Here is a 21,441-nt window from a genome sequence, read left to right on the forward strand (position 1 = left end):
GAGCGTTATAAGTAAGGCTTTACCCAGCCTAAGCCTTGTTCGGTAGTGGTTTTAGGTTTGTATTCGCACCCGATCCAACCGTCATAACCGGAGTTATCCAGTACATCGAAGAGATACGGGTAGTTGATTTCACCGTCACTAGGTTCATTACGGTATGGCACTGACGCAATTTGAATATGGCCAGTAAATGGCGCTAAATCGCGGATCAGAACATCTAGATCGCCATCCATGATCTGTGCGTGGTACAGATCGAGTTGTAATTTCACATTCGGACGATTAACCATCTGAATCAATTCAACGGCACGCCGTTGATGAGCAATGAAGTAATGAGGAACATCGCGCTGGTTTAAAGGTTCAATCAGTACATCAATGCCATGTTCGGCAAAGGTATCCGCAGCGTAACGAATGTTGGCGATAAAGGTATCGATGTGTTGTTGCTGGCTGTACGCTGGATCGATGATGCCTGACATAGCGTGTACTTTTTTGCAGTTGAGTGCTTTGGCATACATCAGTGTGGTGGTGACACTTTGCCTAAATTCTTGCTCACGCCCCGGTAGAGCCGCGAAGCCTTTTTCACCGGCATCCCAGTCGCCGGGAGGCATATTAAACAGCGCTTGTTCAAGCCCGTATTGCTCTAATTTTTTCGCCAACACTTGTGGTTCGAAAGCATAAGGAAACAAAAATTCGATCGCCTTAAAGCCAGCACGATGTGCATGCTCAAAGCGTTCTATAAAAGGCACTTCGTTGAACAGCATGGTAAGGTTCGCAGCAAATTTAGCCATTACTTTCCTCTCCCTTGTAGGTCTTCCACCTCGACATTTGTGAGATAACGAACTGGATGGTTATTGAGTAAAAACATTAACTTGGCCGTTTCTTCTAATTCTTCAGCGTTATCCACGGCATCTTCTAGATCGGCGCCAGTGATGACTGGGCCGTGGTTAGCCAGTAAGAATGCACGGTAATCGGCGGCACGTTTAGCCAGTTCTTCGGCAATACGCGGTTCACCCGGGCGCAAATAGGGAATGACAGGTAATTGGCCGATACGCATCACGTAGTAAGGTGTGAAAGGGCGAATAGCATTATCAGCATCGAGATTATCGAGGCAGGAGAGCGCTGTCAGATAAGTAGAATGCAAATGCACAATTGCGTTACATTTCGGATTGTTTCGGTAGATAGCCAGATGGAAGGCTATCTCTTTTGAAGCACGTTTGCCGGAGAGTTGATTACCCTCAATATCTACCACAGATAATTCTTCGGCGATTAAACGGCCAAATGAAGAGCCTGTTGGTGTAGCGAGAAAATGGCCGTTCGGTAATTTCAATGATAGGTTTCCTGCACCACCCGTGGCGTAACCACGTTCAAACATGGAGCGTGCAAGGCTAACCATCTGTTCTCTAAGTTGTTGTTCTGTCATAGATAAAAATCCTGTGCTTTTTCGAAGAAGCGTTCATCGCCGAAGTTACCTGACTTAAGTGCCAACGATAGTGAGCCGTCGATAGATTGGACCCAAGGCACACCTGGGGCGATTTGTGGTCCGATGTGAAAACCTGTGACACCAAGACTTTGGGTTACAATTCCGGACGTTTCACCGCCAGCAACAATAAAGTTTTTAACCCCAAACTCTTGCAATTGATGGGCAAGTTGACTGAAAAATTGCTCTACCGCTTCACTTGAAGTGGCCGCACCGTATTGCGCTTGAATGTCCTTGAGTTTGTCCGGATCTGCGGTGGCATACACCATGGGTGCGTAGTGACTATCAAGTTGCGCGGTGACCCAAATAAACGCTTGTTGTACATAGTTTTTATCGCGTAGGCACGCTTCGACGTCGACGGCAAAATGCGGTGCTACCGATTGATAACGGGCGACTTGTTGATTCGTCATGACTGAGCAAGATCCAGAAAGCACGACACCGGGTGCTTTTGTCGGTAAGCCTGCCGATTGAGCTTCGCTTTGATCGGCCAGTTTGTTGGCCCAATTTTGAGCGATACCTGCAGCTAAGCCTGATCCACCAGTGATCAATTTGAGTGATTTCACTGCCTGACCGATAGTAATCAGATGATTGCTATTAATGGCATCAACAACCGCGTAGCGTTTTCCCTCCTCTTGTAATTGAGCAAAACGTGCAACAACGGCGTCTACACCTTGCTCAATGACTTGATAATTAACCAGACCACATTCACCTTGAGATTGGTTATTCATCAGACGAACTAAGCTCGAATCTGTCATTGGTGTTACAGGATGGTGGCGCATGCCCGATTCGTTCAGGAGTTCACCAAGCACAAATAGATAACCATTGAATACGGTACGGCCATTAACTGGCAGTGCTGGGCAAACGATAGTGAAGGTTTCATTCAGTTCTGCTAGTAGGGCATCGATCACCGGACCGATATTGCCTTGTGCAGTACTATCGAAAGTCGAGCAGTATTTAAAATAAAACTGCTGGCAGCCCTGAGCTTGCAACCAACGAAGCGCTTTCAGTGATTGGTTGACGGCTTGTTCAGCGGGACATGAGCGGGATTTAAGGCTGATGACCACGGCATCGGCGTCTACATGAATGTTTTTCTTTGGTATGCCGTTGAGCTGTACAGTGCGCATGCCATTTTCAACCAGAAAACCTGCAATATCGGTTGCGCCAGTAAAATCATCAGCAATGACTCCAAGTAACATAATTATTTCTCCATGCCAGGTAGATTGATGCCATCAAAAATCTTGATCACTGCGCTGTCATCTTCTTGACCAAAACCTGCATTACTAGCAGAGATAAACATGTTGAGTGCTGTACTCGCCAGTGGCAGAGGGAATTTCAGATCTTGTGCGGTATTGGCGACCAGATTAAGGTCTTTAACAAAGATATCGACCATTGATTTTGGCGAGTAGTCACCATCAACAACGTGTTTCATTCGGTTTTCAAACATCCAAGAATTACCTGCTGCGTTAGTGACCACGTCGTACATTAAATCGAGAGGAATATTGGCACGAGCGGCCAGTGCCATCGCTTCAGCTCCGGCAGCAATATGTACACCTGCCAAAAGTTGGTGAATGATTTTAACAGTAGCACCAAGGCCAATTTCGGTACCGATGTTATAAACTTTGCCTGCCGTTGCCGCTAACACGGGAGCCAATTTAGTGAATGCCTCTATACTTCCGGATGCCATGATGGTCATATCACCGGCTTCGGCTTTTATTGCACCACCGGAAACGGGGGCGTCTAACATCAGCAAGTGGTAAGGCTTAAGGCCCGCTTCAATATCTTTTGCATCTTGGGCAGAGATGGTGGCAGACACCATGATAGCTGTGCCTGGTTTTAGGTTGGCGGCTAAACCTGAATCGAACAAAATCGATTTCACTTGCTTGGCGTTGATGACTAACAATAAAACCGCATCGAGTTCGTGAGCAAATAGATTGGCGTCGCTAGCTACCGCTTTCGCCCCGTAGTTACCTAGTGTTTCGAGAGCGATTGGGTTGAGGTCAATGCCGTACACATCGAGTCCTGCGCGAATACAGGATTTTGCAGCCCCCATTCCCATAGATCCTAATCCGATCACCGCTATCGATTTCACGGTTTGATTATCCATATACTTATCTCGCATTAAAGATTGATGTTAATTTGTGTTATTAATTGTGATTATATGTGATGCTTGGTGAGGTGTCATGCGTCTTCCGTCACAAAAATTAACAATTATTAGTAATAATATGGAAATTAACTAGATGTTCACACTTTATAGCTTCAGTCTTTCTCCAGAACTTGTTTGTTTTTAACAATAGTTAACACAACTTCACACCATGGCTGATGACTGGTAATATGAGTACACTCATTACTTATAGCTAAGTCATTATGATTCCAGCAGAACGTCACAAAACTATCCTATCTCTGCTTTCACAACAGGAAGTGATCAGCATTAACGAACTGGTTGAGCAATTAGAGGTGTCGCACATGACCATTCGTCGCGATATCGCTAAACTTGAAAAATTGGGTAAGGTATTGTCCGTGTCAGGCGGTGTGCAACTGACTAAAGTGCTGCATCAGGAGCCTTCTCATGATGCTAAAGCGACGCAACACGCTAACGAGAAAGCGATGATTGGCCTTATTGCTAGTCAGTTGGTGCCACAAAATGCTACGGTTTATCTTGATGCTGGGACCACTACACTGGAAATCGCTCATCAACTTGCTAGCCGTAATGATCTACTTTTCATTACTAACGATTTTGTTATTGCGGCTTTTCTGACCCATCACAGTAAAAGCGAGCTTTATCATACGGGCGGAAGAATTGATCGTGAGAATCAGTCCAGCGTAGGGAGTAAAGTGTCAGACTTTCTGGCGGGAATGAATGTGGATATCGCGTTTGTCTCAACTTCATCGTGGAATCTGCGCGGTATCTCTACGCCCAGTGAGCCTAAAGTCATTGTCAAAAAGGCAGTCGCAGCGGCAGCACAAAAAGTCATCCTTGTTTCTGACTCCTCTAAATATGGCAAAGTTGCCACCTTTCATGCGCTCGATATGCAGTGTTTTGATGTGGTGATCACTGACCGGGCATTTCCAATCAGTGTTCGACAAGAATTAGCAGAAGAAGGGATTTCTGTGTTGATCGAGAGTAAAAACTCTTAATCATTGCCCCATAAGCTCGTCATGTTTTTCAAGATTGGTGTCAGCTGCTAATTAGATCAATGGGTTAGCTGACGTCTACCTTTTTCGGCCAATAATTAACATCATAAAAACCATAAACACCATAAGCGGTACGGTAAAAAGTGTCCTTCCTCTCGTTAATTTACTTTATTGTCACTTAATGTAAACAAGTTGAAAACATTATAAGTTGTTTTAATTAACCATTTGTTAATGGAGCAACAATATAAGCCAGATTAAAAACTATAAAAATAATTTACATTAAATCAGACACAAGGATAGAATGATGAATAAATTAAAATATATCTCTGTAACATGGTTGATACTACTCAGCTCTTTATTAGGGGTATCCTCTGCTTTTGCGAAATCATATCCTCCAAGAACCATTAATATGGTTGCTCCAGCGGGTGCGGGGGGAGGATGGGATATTACGATTCGTACCGTAGCTAAGACATTAAAAGATGAGGGGATTATTAATGCTAATCTACCGGTGATTAATCGTCCCGGTGGTGGAGGCGCAGTCAATTTGGCTTATATGCAAAGTCAGAAAGGCAAAGGAGACTTAATTTCTGTTTATTCTCCTCCAATCTTACTGACTCATTTAGTTGGTTTAACACCATACAGTTACCAAGATACGACCCCTATTGCGCGTTTAATTACGGATTATGCCGCTTTTGTTGTGCCTAAAAATTCTCCTTATACCTCAATTAATCAGGTTATGGAGGCACTAAAAGAAGATCCTAAGTCTATTAAAATAGGTGGAACATCCGCTGCTGGCTCAATGGACCATATTCAATTTCTCTTAGTGGCGAAAGCTGCTGGGGTTAATAATTTAAAAAATATTGACTATATATCATTTCAAGACGGTGGAGTTGTTGCTCAGATTTTAGGCGGACACATTGATTTGATTTCAACAGGGTTAGGCGATGTAGCTGGTTTAATACAAAGTGGTGAGTTGAGAGCATTGGCTCAAACTGCTGATAAACGAGTTGGTGAAGGGATGATGGCCGAGATTCCTACCGTTAGAGAGCAGGGAATTGATGTAGTTTTTGAAAATTGGCGTGGTTTATTTGGGCCGAAAGATATGCCAGAAGAAGCCATCAATTATTGGCGTGATGCTTTAGAGAAAATGATTCATACCGATAGCTGGAAAGCCGCATTACAACGCAATGGATGGGATGATGCTTATCTGGATTTTGATGATTTTCAACCATTCTTAGAAAATACGAATCAACAATACAATGCATTGATTAAAGAAGTTTTCTAGAGTTATATAAATTTTCAATACAGAAATAAACCAATTTCCTAGATAAAAATTATAGTTATAGGTATTGGTTTATTCTCTTGTATATTTATGGATGATATAAATATGAAAGATTATAGTAAATCTAATTGGGATGGATTGACCGGTATTATCAGTGTTCTCTTTGGCTTAAGCTATGGTGGTTACGCCTATTTATTACCAAGACCTATATTTGGTAATGAGTGGGAACCAATTATTATGCCTTTATCGATTTCGGTATTTATGATTGTGATTGGATTATTATTGATCGTTAATGGTCGATTTTCTCCATCAATGACAGCAATAATGAAGACGATTGATGAGCATTCAAAAAATAAGATTAATACATATAGGGTACTATCAACGTGTTTAATTTCATTGCTGTATTCTTTTATGTTTGAGCCAGTTGGCTTTGTTATAAGTACGATATTTTTTATGCTGATGATGTTAATGGTTACATGTGGTATTAAACGTTGGAAGCAATCATTAGTCATTGGTGTGGTTTTTTCTGTTGGGATTTACTTCATTTTCAATGAATTATTATCCATTAATTTACCTAGCGGAACACTTTTTAGTTAAGGAAAATTAACTATGACAGATATATTTACGAATCTTTTTAATGGCTTTGGGATTGCTTTACAGCCTTATTATCTTCTACTGATAACACTTGGTGGGATCATGGGAACGATTATCGGCATGCTACCAGGTCTTGGTCCGGCGACGGGGGTTGCGGTTCTATTGCCCATGACTTATGCCATGGGGCCTACGGCATCATTAATTACGATGACAGGGATCTATATGGGGGCGATGTTTGGTGGTTCCCGTAGTTCAATTTTAATCAATACACCCGGAGACGGTGCTGCCTTAGCGGCAACCTTCGATGGTTATCCGATGGCAATGAAAGGGCGTGCAGAAGCGGCACTTGCTATCTCAGCAATCGCATCATTGATCGGAGGTACTATCGCTGCGGTGCTCATGACCTTTCTTGCTGAGCCTGTAGCCAACTTTGCGATTAGATTTGGCCCAGCAGAATATTTTATGTTAATGCTAGCCGCCCTTTCGATGACGGTTTCTATGTCTAAAGGCAATATGCTGAAAGGTTTCTTCTCTATGGCAATAGGATTAGCGATTGCAACAATCGGCATTGATGCTCAATCCGGATTAAGTCGTTTTACTTTTGGCTCCCTTGAGCTCCAAACAGGTGTTGACTTCTTGGTGGTGATCATTGGCATTTATGCATTAGGAGAAGTGCTGAAAAGCATGACAACTTTAGGTGATGGTAGTAAAAAAGCACAGACTCAGTTTAAACGGATTTGGATCAGTAAAGAGGATTGGCGCAGATCAAAATGGCCAATTTTACGCAGTGCCCCTGTTGGTTTTATTGTCGGAGCACTTCCCGGTGCAGGGGGAACAATGGCATCGTTACTTTGTTATAATAATGAGAAACAACTCTCACCCAACAAAGATGAATTTGGCAAAGGTGCCATAGAAGGGCTAGCCGCTCCTGAATCAGCGAATAACTCAGCATCCATTGGAGCGATGATTCCTATGCTCTCATTAGGTATCCCTGGTTCCGGTACGACGGCAGTCATGATGGGAGCCTTATTAATGTTAGGAATACAACCTGGGCCGCTTTTATTCACCCAGCATCCAGAAACAGCGTGGGGATTGATCGCAAGTTTATTTGTCGCGAATATTATTCTGGCTTTTGTAAATATTCCATTAGCAGGTGTTTTAGTTCGTATGCTCGCTATCCCTGCGAATGTTTTATATCCTATTGTTCTAGGGCTTGCATTCGTGGGCTGTTATGCTATTGGGAATTCAGTGGTAGATTTTTATATCTTAATTTTATTAGGTATCGTTGGGTTTATTATGCACAAACTGGTTATTCCTACCGCGCCAATGATTCTTGCTGTTATTGTTGGCAGCCAAATGGAACAGTCGTTTAGACAAGCATTTCGGATCTCTAATCAAGAGTTCAGTATTTTTGTTCAATCAGGAATTGCTCAATTTCTATTGATAGTGACGATTTTTTCAATCTGTTGGCCATTAATTAACGCATTTAGAAATAAAAGCCTTTCAAATATGGCTTAAGATAAATATTTCAAAGGGTAAAGTCATTTTGTGACTTTGCCCTTTTTTTTGTTACATGCTGGTAGCAAAGTTGTTGTCTTTAGGTATGCTGTGGAATAGAGGATTTGTGCAATTATATGAGTGAATATGTATAAAGTAATGCGTAAAAATCTGGATGTGGTTCAGATAAATAACAATCAAAACCGATGTTTTTATATACATTTACGCTTTCGTAATAAGATATTCTTATTGCTGACTTTTTTACTCCTGATTCAATTCCTTTACATGGCCTGGGGATTCTATCAAGCATTAGCTTCTTCTATTGATGATCAAGTTCGCACTCGTGCATTATTACAAGCTCAAGATATTGCTAGTGATCCAGAGTTGATTACTTTAGTAGAAACAAAAAACATTACAGAAATTCAAAAGGCGATTGAGCGTATCATGCATTATTCTGATGCGAGCTTTATTGTTATTGGTGATAAAAATGGTATTCGCTTATTTCATCCAGAGCCGGATCGTATAGGTTATCCAATGCAAGGTGATGATAATGCGGGGGCCTTATTAAGAAAGGAATCGTATACCTCTTTACGAGAAGGGAGTTTAGGTTATGGTATACGAGGGAAGTCACCGATTATTGATAGCCAAGGTAATATTATTGGTGTGGTTTCAGTCGGTTATCTATTAACACGGTTTCAATATTGGCTTAAAGACTATTTTCGTCCTTTGCTTGTTGATGCCTTATTATTAATTTCTATTTCATTATTATTAGTCTGGTTGTTTTCTCGGCACATACAAAGAAAAATGAATAATATGGAGCCAGAAGAAATTTCGCTCTCTTGGGAAATTCAGCAATCTATTTTATATGCTGTCTATGAGGGTATTATTGCGGTTGATTTACAAGGTAGGATAATTGTTATAAATCCAGCAGCAAAACGCTATCTTCCATGCGGTTTAGAAGAAAATATTAATATTAGAGATTATCTTAATGATTGTAGTTGGTTAGATAATAAGAGTTCGCTCATCGATAAGCAAAAAGATGAGTTTTATCGATTAAACCATCATCAAATTATCGCTAATCGAGAACCCATATTACATAATAAAAATCTTGTTGGTTGGGTTCTGAGTTTTCGTGAGCAGAATGATGTGTATGCGGTCTCCGCAAGCTTAACTCAAATTAAACAATATAGTGATAATTTTCGTGTTCTTCGCCATGAGTTTTCTAATAAATTAACGACACTTTCTGGATTGTTAAAAATGGGGAAAATCCAAGAGGCCATGATATTAATTAATAATGAAAGTAGTAGTAAACAAGAGCTTTTAGACTTTATTCAGCATTCTATTCGCGTCAATCAAGTCGCTGCATTTTTACTAGGGAAAGCTTTACGTGCACAAGAGTTAAATATTGATTTTCGTTTAGATCCAACTTGTCAGTTAAGTAACAATCAAACAAAGTTAGATGATCATCAATTATGTACAGTATTAGGAAATTTGATCGAGAATGCCTTTGATTCATGTCGAATAAATCAAACGAAGAATCCTTATGTCGGCATTTTAATTACTGATGCAGGACAAGATATTTTGATTGAAGTGTCTGACAATGGAAGCGGTCTGTCTAGACAGGAGAAGGAGATAATATGGAATCGAGGTGTGACTCGTAAAGATGATAAGGAAGATCATGGTCTTGGGCTATATCTTGTCGATCACTATGTAAAACAAGCGGGTGGTTTTATTAACATTGATAATGCTGAACCTCAGGGATGTATTTTTTCTGTATTTATCCCCAATTATATTAATAATTAGCATAAAATAAGGAGGGAGGAATGGAAACGATTGATATCGTTATTGTTGAGGATGACGTAAATATTACTAATATTTATTTGGATATCATTCAAGGTTTTAGTCGATTTACTGTTGTTGGGATCGCTGAAACCCAGAAGACAGCTCGCACTATTATTCAAGCTTATCAACCACAGCTTATCTTACTCGACAACTATCTGCCAGATGGTTTAGGTATTGATTTATATCGTGATATTCTTGCTCAGAAAAAGAAAAGAAAACAAGATGTTGTACTTATCACAGCATCAGATGACGTAAACACGGTTCAAGAAGCGATGCAGCTTGGTTGTTTTGACTATTTACTCAAACCTATATCTTTTGACCGATTTCAACAAACATTACAACGGTATCTAGATCTCAATAATGCAATGAAAGCTTATGATAATTTAAATCAAAAATACATTGATGAATTATTTAACATTCAGCATAGAAAGCAGCAAGTTAGCCTTCTACCTAAAGGTATAGAGCAGATAACATTAGATAAAATTATTCGTCTATTATCTTTAAATAATGGCGATAAGTTTACCGTTGAAAAGGTAAGTCTACATACTGGTGTGAGTAAAACGACAGCTCGGAGATATTTAGAATACTGTGCTACTCATGGTCTTATTATTAGTGAAAACGAATACGGTAAAGTTGGTCGTCCCGAGCGTGTTTATACTAAAAATTAACCCTTTTTATTTTAAATGATCATTTTTTCAGTAATACTGTATTCAAAATTGGATGTGTTTTTCATATTGATTACGGTTTATTGTCTATTTTGTTAGATGAACGATTTGTCTGCAAATTTAGGTGATATTTGTCACAAAAAGTGCTACCATCGGCGGCATTTTTTAAAGGTAAGTAAAACTAACCTTTTGTTTATCATCATCCAACAACTTGGAATTTTTTGTGTTAACGACTGCAAACATCACCATGCAATTTGGCGATAAGCCATTATTTGAAAATATCTCGATTAAATTTGGTAATGGCAATCGCTATGGCCTGATTGGCGCAAACGGTTGTGGTAAATCCACCTTTATGAAAATCCTTAGCGGTGAACTTGAACCCTCTTCTGGTACGGTTTCCACTGATCCCAATGAGCGGATGGCAAAGCTTGGTCAGGATCAGTTCGCTTTTGAGAACTATACCGTGGTCGATACGGTGATCATGGGTCATAAAGAATTGTGGAAAGTAAAAGAAGAACGCGACCGCATTTATGCGTTACCGGAAATGACCGATGAAGATGGTATGCGAGTTGGTGATCTTGAAACTGAATTTGCTGAAATGGACGGCTATTCAGCAGAAGCTCGCGCTGGAGAGTTGCTACTTGGGCTCGGCATTCCTGAAGCGCAGCATTTTGGTTTAATGAGTGAAGTGGCTCCAGGTCTGAAACTTCGAGTTTTACTGGCGCAAGTGTTATTCGCCGAGCCAGAAATTATGCTACTTGATGAGCCAACCAACAACTTGGATATGCATACTATCGCTTGGTTAGAGCAAGTGCTGTTGGCGCGCAACTGCACCATGATCATTATTTCTCACGACCGTCACTTTTTAAATACCGTATGTACCCATATGGCGGATTTAGACTATGGTGAACTGCGCCTTTTCCACGGTAACTACGATGAATATATGAGCGCCGCTGAACAAGCTCGTGAGCGTTTACATGCTGATAATGCCAAGAAAAAGGCGCAAATTGCTGAGCTACAAACCTTTGTGAGCCGCTTCTCTGCTAACGCTTCAAAAGCGAAGCAAGCTACGTCGCGTCAAAAGCAGTTGGATAAAATCCAGCTACAAGAGGTGAAGCCATCAAGCCGTCAATCACCGTTTATTCGTTTTGACCAAAAGAAAGAGCTATTTCGTAATGCGCTAGAAGTTGAAGGGCTTAAACAAGGTTACGGCGATAACATCTTGTTTGATAACGTGAACTTAATGGTAGAGGTGGGTGAGCGCATCGCCATCATCGGTGAAAACGGTATCGGTAAATCAACCATGCTCAATACCCTAGCGGGTGCAATGGAGCCGATGGCAGGCATGATTAAATGGTCTGAAAATAATAACATCGGTTTCTACGCGCAAGATCACGCTCATGATTTCAGTGACGATATGACGTTATTGGATTGGATGAGCCAGTGGAAAAACGAAGGTGAAGATGAGCAAACGGTGCGTGGCATCTTAGGTCGTATGCTGTTTTCGCAAAACGACATTAAAAAGTCGGTCAAAGTGATTTCAGGTGGTGAGCAAGGTCGAATGCTATTTGGTAAGTTAATCATGCAAAAACCGAACATTTTGTTGATGGACGAACCAACCAACCACATGGATATGGAATCGATTGAAGCGTTGAACTTGGCGTTAGAGAACTACAAAGGCACCTTGCTGTTTGTCTCCCATGACCGTCAATTCGTTTCGTCTATTGCAACGCGGATCATTGAGATCACTAAACAAGGCGTCAACGATTTCCACGGCACCTATGATGAATACTTAGCCAAACAAGGTTTGATAGGCTAATCAGGTAAATCATGAACCTTTACCAAGCCACCGCATTGCGCGGTGGCTTTTTAATCGTAAAGCGGTTTAGGGATGACTAATTATTTTCACCATCAATGAAATGATAAATTATACCGTACAGCGTTCAACCACTTTATCTATATAATGACGAGCCACCCGATTAGTTAATTTAATCGTTAATTCATAAGGAATGGTACCAATATGTTTCGCTACTGTTTCTACTGGTAAGTTTTTCCCCCACATCTCTACGTTATCACCCACTTGATCCATCGCATCAGGCCCAAGATCTACGGTTATCATGTCCATGGATACTCGCCCGACAATTGGCACTTGGCGACCATTAATAAATACTGGCGTACCTGCTGGGGCGGAGCGAGGATAACCATCACCATAGCCCATAGCGATAACTCCGATTTTCGTATCTCGTTTTGCATGCCAAGTTTCACCATAGCCTATAGGTTGATTCGCGGTATGTTGACGAACAGCAATTAAACGTGTACTGACGGTCATTACTGGCAGTAATTGGTGATCTATTCCCGAATGATAAAGGCTAGGGGAAATGCCGTACAAAGCGATCCCCGCTCTGGCGACATTGAATTGTGATTCTGGCCAAAATAAAATACCTGCCGAATTAGCCAAACTTTTCGGGCCGGAATACGGGAACGCCGCTTGTGAAAAACACTCGATTTGTTTCAGCGTCGCAGGATGAGAAAGATCGTCTGCACAGCTAAAATGGCTCATAAAACCGAGTTGACCTTTAAGTTTTCCGCATCTTTCAATGCGCTGCACATATTCTGTCACTTGTTCTGGACGAACGCCAAGCCGATGCATTCCAGTATCAATTTTCAACCAAATACTGATAGGGTTAGCCAAGTTACTTTGTTCTAAATCTCGTAATTGCTCTTCACAATGAATGACGGTTGCGAGCTTGAGTTCGGCGGCACGTTGTAAATCATCAGCACAGAAACAGCCTTCCAGTAGCAGGACTGGTTGATCAATACCATGAGCGATAAGCTCTTCTGCTTCTTCGACTCGTGCTACGGCAAACCAATCTGCCATTAGCAGTGCTTTTGCCAACTGGACGGCACCATGACCATAGGCATCGCCTTTGATGACAGCAATCAGTTTTTGCTGTCCAGATAGTGACTTTAAACGTAAATAGTTATGGCGAAGTGCGATTAAGTCTATTGAGGCCTGAGCGGTTTTCATACAACATCCTATGTACTTGAAATTCGTCTCTCTACATCAGAGATAACGGTCAACTTTTGGTTATTATGTAGCAAATTTGTATGGTTTGTTAGTATATTGTGGTTTCATTGACTGTGATCTTGCTAATAATGTTGTATAAAATGTTGTTTGTTTTTGCTTGGAGAGAACGCTGTACCTTTCTCAAGGTGATTTTCAATTAAAAATACTGGCTTTAAGATAAAAACAGAATGTTTGATTTTGGTTATATAAAGATAACTAATTGGAGATAGTTTCTGAAAGGGGGGGATAATTAAACCATCTCTATTGTATAAGTTTTTGTTTTAAAAATAGTTAATACGTGCTGCAGTTCATACTTTAAGCCATCATAATGGTCTGTGTCTTGATTCCGCTTTCCGACTATTAAAACCATTGGTAGCATAAGGTTATTGATGAGTAAACGATGTGGATACGATGATGACCGATGATCTTTTCTCTATTGTGACCAATCCAATCTTAAGCCCGAAACAAAAAACGCTTGCTTTAGCGGCTCAAGCAGAAGCCAGTTTACCTTATGTCTCTCGCAGTCAAGAATTAACCCAAGCAATGGAGCAAGGTATTATTTGCGATATGTATGAGGGGCATGCACCGTTTAAACCTCGTTATGTCTTACCCGATTATCAACGCTTTCTAACTCAAGGTTCGCGCTATTTAGAATTGACTCCTGCAGAAGATTTTGACGATGCATTAATGAAATTAATGGTGTTATATCATCATGTACCCTCAGTGACCAATATGCCGGTATTCTTGGGCTACCTTGATCAACTGTTGTTACCTTATTGTGATGATGTGACGGACGAGCATCTTTACCGTTCCTTAAAACGTTTTTGGATTCAATTAGATAGAACGCTTCCTGATGCCTTTATGCATGCGAATATTGGTCCAGAGGATAATCGTATTTGTCGCATGGTGTTAAACATTGATGCGGAACTGCAGCAGGTCGCTCCTAATTTAACGCTCATGTATGACCCACAGCGCACGCCAAACAGTTTACTTCGTCAAGCAACGGATAATATTATCCACTGCAGTAAACCACATATTGCGAATTGGCCTTTACATCAAGCCTTCTTTGCAGAGCAAAATAGGCAGCCAAGTTTCGGTATTGTCAGTTGTTATAACGCTTTGCCCGTGGGTGGCGGTGCGAATACCTTGGTACGCTTAAATCTTAAAGCGGTTGCTGAACAAGCACAAAATATCGATACGTTCTTAAATCATACGCTACCTTATTATTGTCACTTGATGTACGAATTAATTGAACAGCGTTGCCGCTTCTTACATGAACAATCCCACTTCTTTACGGGCTTTTTGGTCGAAGAAGGGCTCATTGAAGAAGCTCGCTTTGCACCAATGTTTGGTGTTTATGGCATGGCCGAAGCGGTCAATCATTTATTATCGGGTAAGGCAGAATATGGGCGCGACCCTGCGGCTAACCAACTCGCATTAACGATCAGCCAAACTTTAAGTGACATTGTCACCACAACGCCAGTCACTTATGGCTTAGCCAATCGAGCTTTACTGCATTCTCAAGGTGGGCTATCCATTGATACGCAGACCACCCCAGGAATTCGAATTCGTTATGGTCAAGAGCCAGACCCGGTTAGCCATTTATTAGCCTTAGCACCGCAGCACGCTTACTATCCTTCTGGGGTTAGTGAGATTTTAACTCTAGACGAAACCATTAAAGCGAATCCTCAGGCGTTAACCGATCTCTGCTTAGGCGCTTTCGCTCATGGAATGAGGGAGTTCACGGCTAATACTCACGGAAATGATTTAGTGAGAATTACGGGCTATATGGTAAAAAAATCGGACTTAGAAGCGTATTATCAACAAGGCTCTCGCACGAATACAACGGCGCTTGGTGCTGAAGCCTGCACTGAAACAAAAGTCACTCAACGAGCACCAAGAGTGGTGAGTCATGAATTTATTGCAGGTGAGTAATGCCGACCACAGTGATTCAGGATAATGATGAGATAACGATCCAGCGTTCAATAACGGGGCAAGTTGCTCGATTATTACCTTATTCTGTGGTCGATGGACCCGGCAACCGCTTGGTATTTTTTCTTCAAGGCTGTAATTATCGCTGCCCTGCTTGTCATAATCCGCAAACTATTGCTCGCTGTCATGAGGATTCTCAAGCGATGACGGTGTTTAACGCTGTTGAGCAGATCTGGCAGCGACGACACTTCATTACCGGCATTACTCTCAGTGGTGGTGAGGCGAGTTTACAAATCAAATTTGTTCGCGAGCTATTTAAAGCGGTGAAAACCACCCCAGAGCTATCGTCATTAACTTGCTTACTCGATAGTAATGGCAGTCTTTCGCTCAAGCACTGGCAAAGCTTGTTGCCTTGGATGGATGGAGCAATGATCGATTTAAAAGCGTGGCATGAAAGGTGTCATTATCAATTAACAGGGCATAGCAATGTGCCCGTTAAACGGTCGTTACACTTTCTGGCTGAACATGGCAAATTAAGCGAAGTACGTTTATTACTCATACCTGAAAAAACGGACTACGACTTATATAGTGACCCATTAGCGCAATTTTTAAATCAGTTACAACAGTTACAGTCAGCCAAAGGCTCGGCTTTTCGACTCCGCATTAATGCTTTTACCAATCATGGTGTTTCTGGCATTGCCAAGTCTTGGCCTGCGGCTACCGCAGAGCAAGTAAGCCGTTTGATGACAAAGCTTACTGGCGATGCTTTATCGAATAATCTTGAGCTAAATATCAGTTGTGTAATGGATTAGTGGTGGTTATGATTTCGTCTGCAAATTAATATCTAACAATGTCAGTAGGCTTAATATCACAAAAGCTAGGTGCTAACAGGCCTAGCTTTTTCTTTTCTTGTTAACTTCACCCCTCCTACTTGAAGCTGCAGCGGTTTTGGTTATGTTCGTTCACCCCAATCATACAGTCTGCCTATGCTCATGGGGACAAACTCACTTTCCACCTGCCACTCCAAGTTGTTTGGGTATACCCCTTTTGATGTTGCTCTTTTACAAACGGTGTTTATTTTAAGTTCGTTACGAAATGTGGAATAGAGTAACCATGTTTTGCTTTAGCTATTTTTTTCTCTTTATTACGTATCATTTTTGCGTGAGTTAACAAAAAATCAACGCTATTTTTGAATAACATTATGTTTTTTCTTATCGTTTTATATAATTGTTTGGCTACTTTTTGTCGATGTAGTGTATTGTTTAATATGTACTTTTCAAATAACAACGGTTAATTATCGTCCATTTTGACAGCGCAATGGACTCTCTTCACGTAAAACAGGAATAATGATGTTATTTATCAAGGATTTTTATCATGCGCTTTTGCATGCGCTAAAAAATTTATTGCCGATTGTTGCTGTCGTGCTTTTCTTTCAGCTCGTGATATTACGCCAAGTTCCGGATGATGTATGGACAATGACGTTTGGTTTATTAGTCGTAGCGATTGGTGTCGCTCTCTTTCTACAAGGATTAGAGCTAAGTATCTTTCCTATCGGAAAAAGCTTAGCCAACCAATTTGCATGGCGTGGCTCGATTCCTATTCTGCTCAGTTTTGGGTTTGCTATCGGCTTTTCTGCCGTGGTCGCTGAACCAGCACTGATTGCGGTGGCTGAACAGGCGCAAACCATCAGTGAAGGACGAATTGATAGTCTTACCTTACGTTTATTAGTCGCAACGTCGGTTGGTTTTGTTATTGCATTAGGCGTTTTTCGTACCATCATGGGATATCCCTTACGTTGGTTTATGATTATCGGATACTTATTAGCGATTGCTATTACGTATTTTGCACCGGAGGAGATTATTGGGATTGCGTATGATTCGGGGGGAGTAACGACCAATATTGTAACGGTACCATTAATTACCGCGATTGGTGTTGGCTTAGCGAGCTCGATTCGTGGGCGAAATCCACTGATTGATGGTTTTGGCTTAGCTGCGATGGCTGCGATGGCACCAAGACTAACGGTTCAACTTTATGGTATCTACGTCTATTCTTTTGATACATCTCAAGTTTCTTCTTTTATTAGTACTCTACCTACAGATGAACATTTGATTTGGTATGTCCCCTTTATAGAGCTTCTAGGAACCGTGAGGGATGTATTACCTATAATGCTAACTATTTTATTTTTCCAATATTTAGTGTTAAGGAGGAGATTAAATAATCCGAGAAGCATTATTTTTGGTTTTGTTTTAGTGGTTATTGGTTTGCACATTTTTGTTTTAGGTTTAAAACTGGGGCTTTTTCCAATAGGCAATTCTATGGCAGAACAGCTGATTATGAGCGGTAATGTACTTTACGTATATCTATTTGCTTTTATGATCGGTTTTTCGGCGACAATGGCTGAACCTGCTTTAATTGCGGTTGGCAAGCAAGCTGAGGAGTGTGCTTCTGGTAAAGTAAATGGTTCATTGATTAGAATATTTGCCGCTTTAGGTTTAGCGATAGGTATCACTATCGGAGCTTATCGAGTTGTCAATGGTGCATCGCTTTATGAATTTATTGTTGGTGGTTATGCGCTAGTTATAATATTAACATTAATGACGCCAAAATATATTATTGCATTAGCGTATGATTTGGGAGGGGTAACGACATCTGACATGACTGTTCCTCTTATTACCGCTCTTGGTATTGGCTTAGCGACTCATATCGAAGGCCGAAACGTATTGATTGATGGTTTTGGCTTGATTGCCTTTGCCTCAATTTTTCCGATAGTTACAGTAATGATCTACGCCATTTTCACACAATGGTATTTTCAATTTTCAAAGGTGAAATCATGAAGTTTTCCGTATTAGTTGCCGTCGTACCTGAAGAATTCGAGCAAGAAGCGATTGATACCGCTCGTGAGCAAGGCGCAGGTGGTATTACCGTATTGGCAGGCCGAGGGATCAGTAATGAGACCAGAAAAACGTTTTTTGGCTTAACCTACGATGGTAGTCAATCCGTTTTACTCATGGTGTTAGAAAAATCTCTTTCTTTACAAGTCTTAAAGTCGTTACAAGCACTGTTACGTCCAAGTGAAGAAGATTCAAGAGGAATTGCTTTTACGATTGGATTAGAACATTTAGCAGGGATTGACCTCAATCAACTGGATAAATTTGAACAGCAGCTGTTCCAACAGCAGTTAAAAGATACATTATAAGGATAAACACCCTATGTTAGTAAAAGATGTTATGATTCGTGACGTTGTCACAATATCGCCGTTCGCTAAGTTACGTGAAGCCATGATGTTGATGAAAAAACATCATTTAAAATCTCTGGTCGTTGAACAGCAAAATGCTAATGATGCGTTTGGTTTAATCACTTATACCGATATTGTCAAAACAGTGATCGCGGAAGGTGGTGATATTGACTTGTTGAATGTCTATGACGTATGCGCCAAACCGGCGATATCCGTTGGTGAAAATCTGGCGTTAAAACATGTAGCGACGCTGATGACTCAACAACATATTAAACGTCTACTGGTTTTAAATGATAATCAACTGCTCGGGTTTGTATCGATGGATGATATTATGGATGCCTTACTGGCGCGCATCGATTAATATCATGACAGGATCCAGCTTTGAGTACGGCTTAGGTGGACACCTAGGCCGTAGTATCTATGGTGTTAAGCACCCTGTAATACGGCATAAAGCTGAATGTATTTACGTACGAGTTGTTGATTTTTAGAGCGTTTAAGAGGATGCCCATATTTAATATAACAAGGTGTCATGGTAAAAGTGGATTCTAAGGTTTGCAGCAGTTGTGATTCACTTTCATAGAGAGTGATGCCCTGTGCTTGATAGTCAGCTAGCTCATCAGGCAAGCGGCCTGTCCACCAATGTAACAATTCACGACTCTTTTGGCTGCGACTAATCCAATGATCAGTGAGCAAGAGTAATAGATCGTTGGGTTGAATGGCATAAGCGTACTCTTGTTTCCAAGCACAAATATCTCGCAATAGTTTTGCGCGGCACGTTTTCCCAGCACTGACCATATGTTGCGTTATTATCCACACTGTCCCTGCATCACTACTGACTCTAAAATGATAAGGGAGATCATTGTTGGGCATAAAGTCTAACGGTATGTATTCGCAGGAATGACCAAACTCAGTTAATGTTCGCGCTAATCGTCGGGCAAAAGCATGGCTGAGGTGATGTTGACTCATTCCTTGATTATGAATAGTGGGGTAGTGCTTTTCACACAGTTTTAAACAATCGGCTTGAAACTCATTGACACTTTGCGTCACTATATCCAACAGCAAGACGATGTACTCCTTCGCAAAATTTACTTAAAACGATCCAACCTCAATCGTTTCCTAAAATTCAAATCCCGTTGATCTCGAAAAATTAACCATCAAGCATCGATAGCCTAATAAATAATAGTGTACTGTCAATCAGTTGGCTCTGATGAAAAGATCAGCATCATTACCAGCATGATGAAGCAATCGCGCTGATCTTGGCAACTGAAAGCAGTGTAGAGTGTGCTTTAGCATACATTTTTCTTTTCATTTTTCTGAGTCAAGCGAAAGCATATCAAGGCAATGTATTTCATAATGTTACCATTTAAGTTGAAGTGCATATAAGCCAATTTCATTAACTCGTTGAAATTAAACAATGATTTGTTCTTCGGTGTCAGTCACACTGTGTGAAATATGGCATGAAAAAGTTTCTTCAAATAAATTGAACAACATCATCAAGTGCCTTGTCTATCCAGAACGGAGCAAATGGTAAATACTCTGTTATCAAGATGTATCAACTCGGCACTTTTACACAGAGAAATCCTATGAAGACCCAAGTGACACATTACAATCGACCGTTGCAAATTATTCATTGGCTATCCGCTGTTGTTGTCATTGGTATGTTTGCCGCGGGCCTATGGATGGTTGATTTATCCTACTATAGCCAGTGGTATCACACGGTTCCGCATTGGCACAAGTCAATTGGCATATTGCTGGCAGGGTTAACCTTATTTCGTTTTATTTGGAAGTTAGTGACGCCGTCACCTTCAGTAGAAGGTAAACCACTTGAGCGTATCGCTGCCAAAATTGTTCATAAGCTTATCTATGTAAATTTGGCAGTGATCTTTATTTCTGGTTACTTAATTTCTACTGCCGATGGTCGGGGCATTTCGGTGTTCGATTGGTTCACTGTACCTAGCCTTGGTAGTTTGTTTCCAAGACAGACAGATATTTCAGGTGATGTTCATTTTTATGCCGCTTGGTTTTTGATCATCATGGTTTCTATTCATGCCTTAGCTGCACTGAAACATCACTTTATCAATAAAGACAATACATTACGTAAAATGACAGGAGCAAAAAAATGAAAAAGAGCTTACTTGGATTAGCGTTCGCTTTGGCATTACCTTTTAGTGCTAACGCTGCTGACTATGTAATCGATACTCAAGGAGCTCATGCTTCTATCAACTTTAAAGTGAACCATTTAGGTTTTAGTTATATTAAAGGTCGTTTTAATACCTTTAATGGTGAGTTTTCTTATGATCCTGAGAATATTGCAGCTTCAAAAGTTACGGTAAATGTTGATACACGCAGTCTCGATTCTAATCATGCTGAGCGAGATCGTCATATCCGTAGCGCAGATTTTATCAATGCCTCGCAATTTTCCACCGCGACATTTACCAGTACTCAGGTGGTGGATAAAGGCGATGGTAACTTAGCGATTACTGGTGATCTTACTCTGCATGGCCATACTAAGCCAATTACTATCGATGCTCAGTTTATTGGTGCAGGTACGGACCCTTGGGGTGGACAGCGTGCCGGATTCATGGGTACGACTCGTCTAGAATTAAAAGACTTCGCGATTAAAGTGGTTGGCCCATCAAGTTACGTTGACATGGAGCTGCACGTTGAAGGCATCAAAAAATAATCGCTGTGCTGATTTTTATTTGAGTCTCTAAATGGAAAAAT

The 21,441-nt window shown here is 41.0% G+C and carries 20 protein-coding genes and 1 pseudogene; 15 read left to right on the top strand and 6 right to left on the bottom strand.

Features of this window, described 5'->3' with window-relative positions; translation table 11 throughout:
* Positions 1-5 precede the first annotated feature (5 nt).
* The 4 genes from otnI to ltnD are packed head-to-tail and all read right to left on the bottom strand — an operon-like array spanning position 6 to position 3,575.
* Complete coding sequence (otnI, locus tag AACS00_RS09540) at positions 6-782, bottom strand: 2-oxo-tetronate isomerase (protein WP_110167233.1); 777 nt, start codon at positions 780-782, stop codon at positions 6-8.
* Positions 782-1,414 (bottom strand): 3-oxo-tetronate 4-phosphate decarboxylase, encoded by a 633-nt coding sequence (gene otnC, locus AACS00_RS09545; RefSeq protein ID WP_072671145.1) that lies wholly within the window; start codon positions 1,412-1,414, stop codon positions 782-784. The genes otnI and otnC overlap by 1 nt, the downstream gene beginning before the upstream one ends.
* On the bottom strand, positions 1,411-2,667 hold the full coding sequence (gene otnK / locus AACS00_RS09550) for a 3-oxo-tetronate kinase (protein ID WP_110167234.1): 1,257 nt from the start codon (positions 2,665-2,667) through the stop codon (positions 1,411-1,413). The genes otnC and otnK overlap by 4 nt, the downstream gene beginning before the upstream one ends.
* 2 nt (positions 2,668-2,669) lie before the next feature.
* Positions 2,670-3,575 carry an L-threonate dehydrogenase gene (gene ltnD, locus AACS00_RS09555; RefSeq protein WP_072671147.1) on the bottom strand — a complete coding sequence of 302 codons (906 nt, stop codon included), beginning with the start codon at positions 3,573-3,575 and terminating at the stop codon, positions 2,670-2,672.
* A 260-nt stretch (positions 3,576-3,835) separates the two neighbouring features.
* On the opposite strand from ltnD, the gene AACS00_RS09560 reads away from it, so the two are divergent.
* The 7 genes from AACS00_RS09560 to AACS00_RS09590 all read left to right on the top strand — a co-directional run bounded on the left by AACS00_RS09560 (position 3,836) and on the right by AACS00_RS09590 (position 12,302).
* Positions 3,836-4,606 carry a DeoR/GlpR family DNA-binding transcription regulator gene (locus tag AACS00_RS09560; protein WP_072671148.1) on the top strand — a complete coding sequence of 257 codons (771 nt, stop codon included), beginning with the start codon at positions 3,836-3,838 and terminating at the stop codon, positions 4,604-4,606.
* Positions 4,607-4,907: 301 nt separating this feature from the next.
* The gene (locus AACS00_RS09565; RefSeq protein WP_110167235.1) at positions 4,908-5,888 is read left to right on the top strand and encodes a tripartite tricarboxylate transporter substrate binding protein; all 981 of its coding nucleotides are present in this window, start codon (positions 4,908-4,910) and stop codon (positions 5,886-5,888) included.
* 102 nt (positions 5,889-5,990) lie between these two features.
* Positions 5,991-6,482, top strand: coding sequence for a tripartite tricarboxylate transporter TctB family protein (locus AACS00_RS09570; protein ID WP_110167236.1), 492 nt, complete (start codon positions 5,991-5,993; stop codon positions 6,480-6,482).
* Between the two features lie 12 nt (positions 6,483-6,494).
* Complete coding sequence (locus AACS00_RS09575; RefSeq protein WP_072671151.1) at positions 6,495-7,997, top strand: tripartite tricarboxylate transporter permease; 1,503 nt, start codon at positions 6,495-6,497, stop codon at positions 7,995-7,997.
* A 126-nt stretch (positions 7,998-8,123) separates the two neighbouring features.
* Complete coding sequence (locus AACS00_RS09580) at positions 8,124-9,779, top strand: ATP-binding protein (protein ID WP_110167237.1); 1,656 nt, start codon at positions 8,124-8,126, stop codon at positions 9,777-9,779.
* 20 nt (positions 9,780-9,799) lie between these two features.
* Complete coding sequence (locus AACS00_RS09585; RefSeq protein WP_072671152.1) at positions 9,800-10,486, top strand: response regulator; 687 nt, start codon at positions 9,800-9,802, stop codon at positions 10,484-10,486.
* Positions 10,487-10,706: 220 nt separating this feature from the next.
* Positions 10,707-12,302 carry an ABC-F family ATPase gene (locus AACS00_RS09590; RefSeq protein WP_072671153.1) on the top strand — a complete coding sequence of 532 codons (1,596 nt, stop codon included), beginning with the start codon at positions 10,707-10,709 and terminating at the stop codon, positions 12,300-12,302.
* Positions 12,303-12,410: 108 nt separating this feature from the next.
* Here the strand turns inward: AACS00_RS09590 and alr are convergent, their stop codons facing one another.
* Positions 12,411-13,511, bottom strand: a complete 1,101-nt coding sequence (gene alr, locus AACS00_RS09595; RefSeq protein WP_110167238.1) for an alanine racemase — start codon at positions 13,509-13,511, stop codon at positions 12,411-12,413.
* A gap of 450 nt (positions 13,512-13,961) precedes the next feature.
* Between alr and AACS00_RS09600 the strand changes: the two genes are divergently transcribed.
* The 6 genes and pseudogenes from AACS00_RS09600 to AACS00_RS09625 all read left to right on the top strand — a co-directional run bounded on the left by AACS00_RS09600 (position 13,962) and on the right by AACS00_RS09625 (position 19,078).
* Positions 13,962-15,485, top strand: coding sequence for a YjjI family glycine radical enzyme (locus AACS00_RS09600; RefSeq protein WP_258306853.1), 1,524 nt, complete (start codon positions 13,962-13,964; stop codon positions 15,483-15,485).
* Positions 15,485-16,294, top strand: a complete 810-nt coding sequence (locus tag AACS00_RS09605) for a 4Fe-4S cluster-binding domain-containing protein (RefSeq protein ID WP_110167240.1) — start codon at positions 15,485-15,487, stop codon at positions 16,292-16,294. The genes AACS00_RS09600 and AACS00_RS09605 overlap by 1 nt, the downstream gene beginning before the upstream one ends.
* A gap of 537 nt (positions 16,295-16,831) precedes the next feature.
* Positions 16,832-17,512: pseudogene (locus AACS00_RS09610) on the top strand (DUF1538 domain-containing protein); the annotation flags it as partial.
* 75 nt (positions 17,513-17,587) lie between these two features.
* Positions 17,588-18,316 (top strand): DUF1538 domain-containing protein, encoded by a 729-nt coding sequence (locus AACS00_RS09615; RefSeq protein WP_374058305.1) that lies wholly within the window; start codon positions 17,588-17,590, stop codon positions 18,314-18,316.
* The gene (locus AACS00_RS09620) at positions 18,313-18,678 is read left to right on the top strand and encodes a hypothetical protein (RefSeq protein WP_004396364.1); all 366 of its coding nucleotides are present in this window, start codon (positions 18,313-18,315) and stop codon (positions 18,676-18,678) included. Before AACS00_RS09615 ends, AACS00_RS09620 begins: the two co-directional genes overlap by 4 nt.
* A 13-nt stretch (positions 18,679-18,691) precedes the next feature.
* Positions 18,692-19,078 carry a CBS domain-containing protein gene (locus AACS00_RS09625; RefSeq protein WP_004396362.1) on the top strand — a complete coding sequence of 129 codons (387 nt, stop codon included), beginning with the start codon at positions 18,692-18,694 and terminating at the stop codon, positions 19,076-19,078.
* Positions 19,079-19,143: 65 nt separating this feature from the next.
* Here AACS00_RS09625 and AACS00_RS09630 read toward each other — a convergent pair whose 3' ends face one another.
* Entirely contained in the window at positions 19,144-19,779 is a 636-nt protein-coding gene (locus AACS00_RS09630; protein ID WP_072671157.1) for a hypothetical protein, read from the bottom strand.
* A gap of 521 nt (positions 19,780-20,300) precedes the next feature.
* Between AACS00_RS09630 and AACS00_RS09635 the strand changes: the two genes are divergently transcribed.
* Positions 20,301-20,840 carry a cytochrome b gene (locus AACS00_RS09635; RefSeq protein ID WP_072671158.1) on the top strand — a complete coding sequence of 180 codons (540 nt, stop codon included), beginning with the start codon at positions 20,301-20,303 and terminating at the stop codon, positions 20,838-20,840.
* Positions 20,837-21,400, top strand: a complete 564-nt coding sequence (locus tag AACS00_RS09640) for a YceI family protein (protein WP_004396355.1) — start codon at positions 20,837-20,839, stop codon at positions 21,398-21,400. Before AACS00_RS09635 ends, AACS00_RS09640 begins: the two co-directional genes overlap by 4 nt.
* Positions 21,401-21,441 lie beyond the last annotated feature (41 nt).

It is taken from the genome of Vibrio sp. 11986-1-5 (genome assembly GCF_963878025.1).
Lineage (GTDB): Bacteria > Pseudomonadota > Gammaproteobacteria > Enterobacterales > Vibrionaceae > Vibrio > Vibrio injensis.

What these genes read in the sequence shown, in the direction of transcription:
- otnI (WP_110167233.1), bottom strand. Translation starts at nt 782, where the DNA reads ATGGCTAAATTTGCTGCGAACCTTACCATGCTGTTCAACGAAGTGCCT.
- otnC (WP_072671145.1), bottom strand. Translation starts at nt 1,414, where the DNA reads ATGACAGAACAACAACTTAGAGAACAGATGGTTAGCCTTGCACGCTCC.
- otnK (WP_110167234.1), bottom strand. Translation starts at nt 2,667, where the DNA reads ATGTTACTTGGAGTCATTGCTGATGATTTTACTGGCGCAACCGATATT.
- ltnD (WP_072671147.1), bottom strand. Translation starts at nt 3,575, where the DNA reads ATGGATAATCAAACCGTGAAATCGATAGCGGTGATCGGATTAGGATCT.
- AACS00_RS09560 (WP_072671148.1), top strand. Translation starts at nt 3,836, where the DNA reads ATGATTCCAGCAGAACGTCACAAAACTATCCTATCTCTGCTTTCACAA.
- AACS00_RS09565 (WP_110167235.1), top strand. Translation starts at nt 4,908, where the DNA reads ATGAATAAATTAAAATATATCTCTGTAACATGGTTGATACTACTCAGC.
- AACS00_RS09570 (WP_110167236.1), top strand. Translation starts at nt 5,991, where the DNA reads ATGAAAGATTATAGTAAATCTAATTGGGATGGATTGACCGGTATTATC.
- AACS00_RS09575 (WP_072671151.1), top strand. Translation starts at nt 6,495, where the DNA reads ATGACAGATATATTTACGAATCTTTTTAATGGCTTTGGGATTGCTTTA.
- AACS00_RS09580 (WP_110167237.1), top strand. Translation starts at nt 8,124, where the DNA reads ATGTATAAAGTAATGCGTAAAAATCTGGATGTGGTTCAGATAAATAAC.
- AACS00_RS09585 (WP_072671152.1), top strand. Translation starts at nt 9,800, where the DNA reads ATGGAAACGATTGATATCGTTATTGTTGAGGATGACGTAAATATTACT.
- alr (WP_110167238.1), bottom strand. Translation starts at nt 13,511, where the DNA reads ATGAAAACCGCTCAGGCCTCAATAGACTTAATCGCACTTCGCCATAAC.
- AACS00_RS09600 (WP_258306853.1), top strand. Translation starts at nt 13,962, where the DNA reads ATGATGACCGATGATCTTTTCTCTATTGTGACCAATCCAATCTTAAGC.
- AACS00_RS09605 (WP_110167240.1), top strand. Translation starts at nt 15,485, where the DNA reads ATGCCGACCACAGTGATTCAGGATAATGATGAGATAACGATCCAGCGT.
- AACS00_RS09620 (WP_004396364.1), top strand. Translation starts at nt 18,313, where the DNA reads ATGAAGTTTTCCGTATTAGTTGCCGTCGTACCTGAAGAATTCGAGCAA.
- AACS00_RS09625 (WP_004396362.1), top strand. Translation starts at nt 18,692, where the DNA reads ATGTTAGTAAAAGATGTTATGATTCGTGACGTTGTCACAATATCGCCG.
- AACS00_RS09635 (WP_072671158.1), top strand. Translation starts at nt 20,301, where the DNA reads ATGAAGACCCAAGTGACACATTACAATCGACCGTTGCAAATTATTCAT.
- AACS00_RS09640 (WP_004396355.1), top strand. Translation starts at nt 20,837, where the DNA reads ATGAAAAAGAGCTTACTTGGATTAGCGTTCGCTTTGGCATTACCTTTT.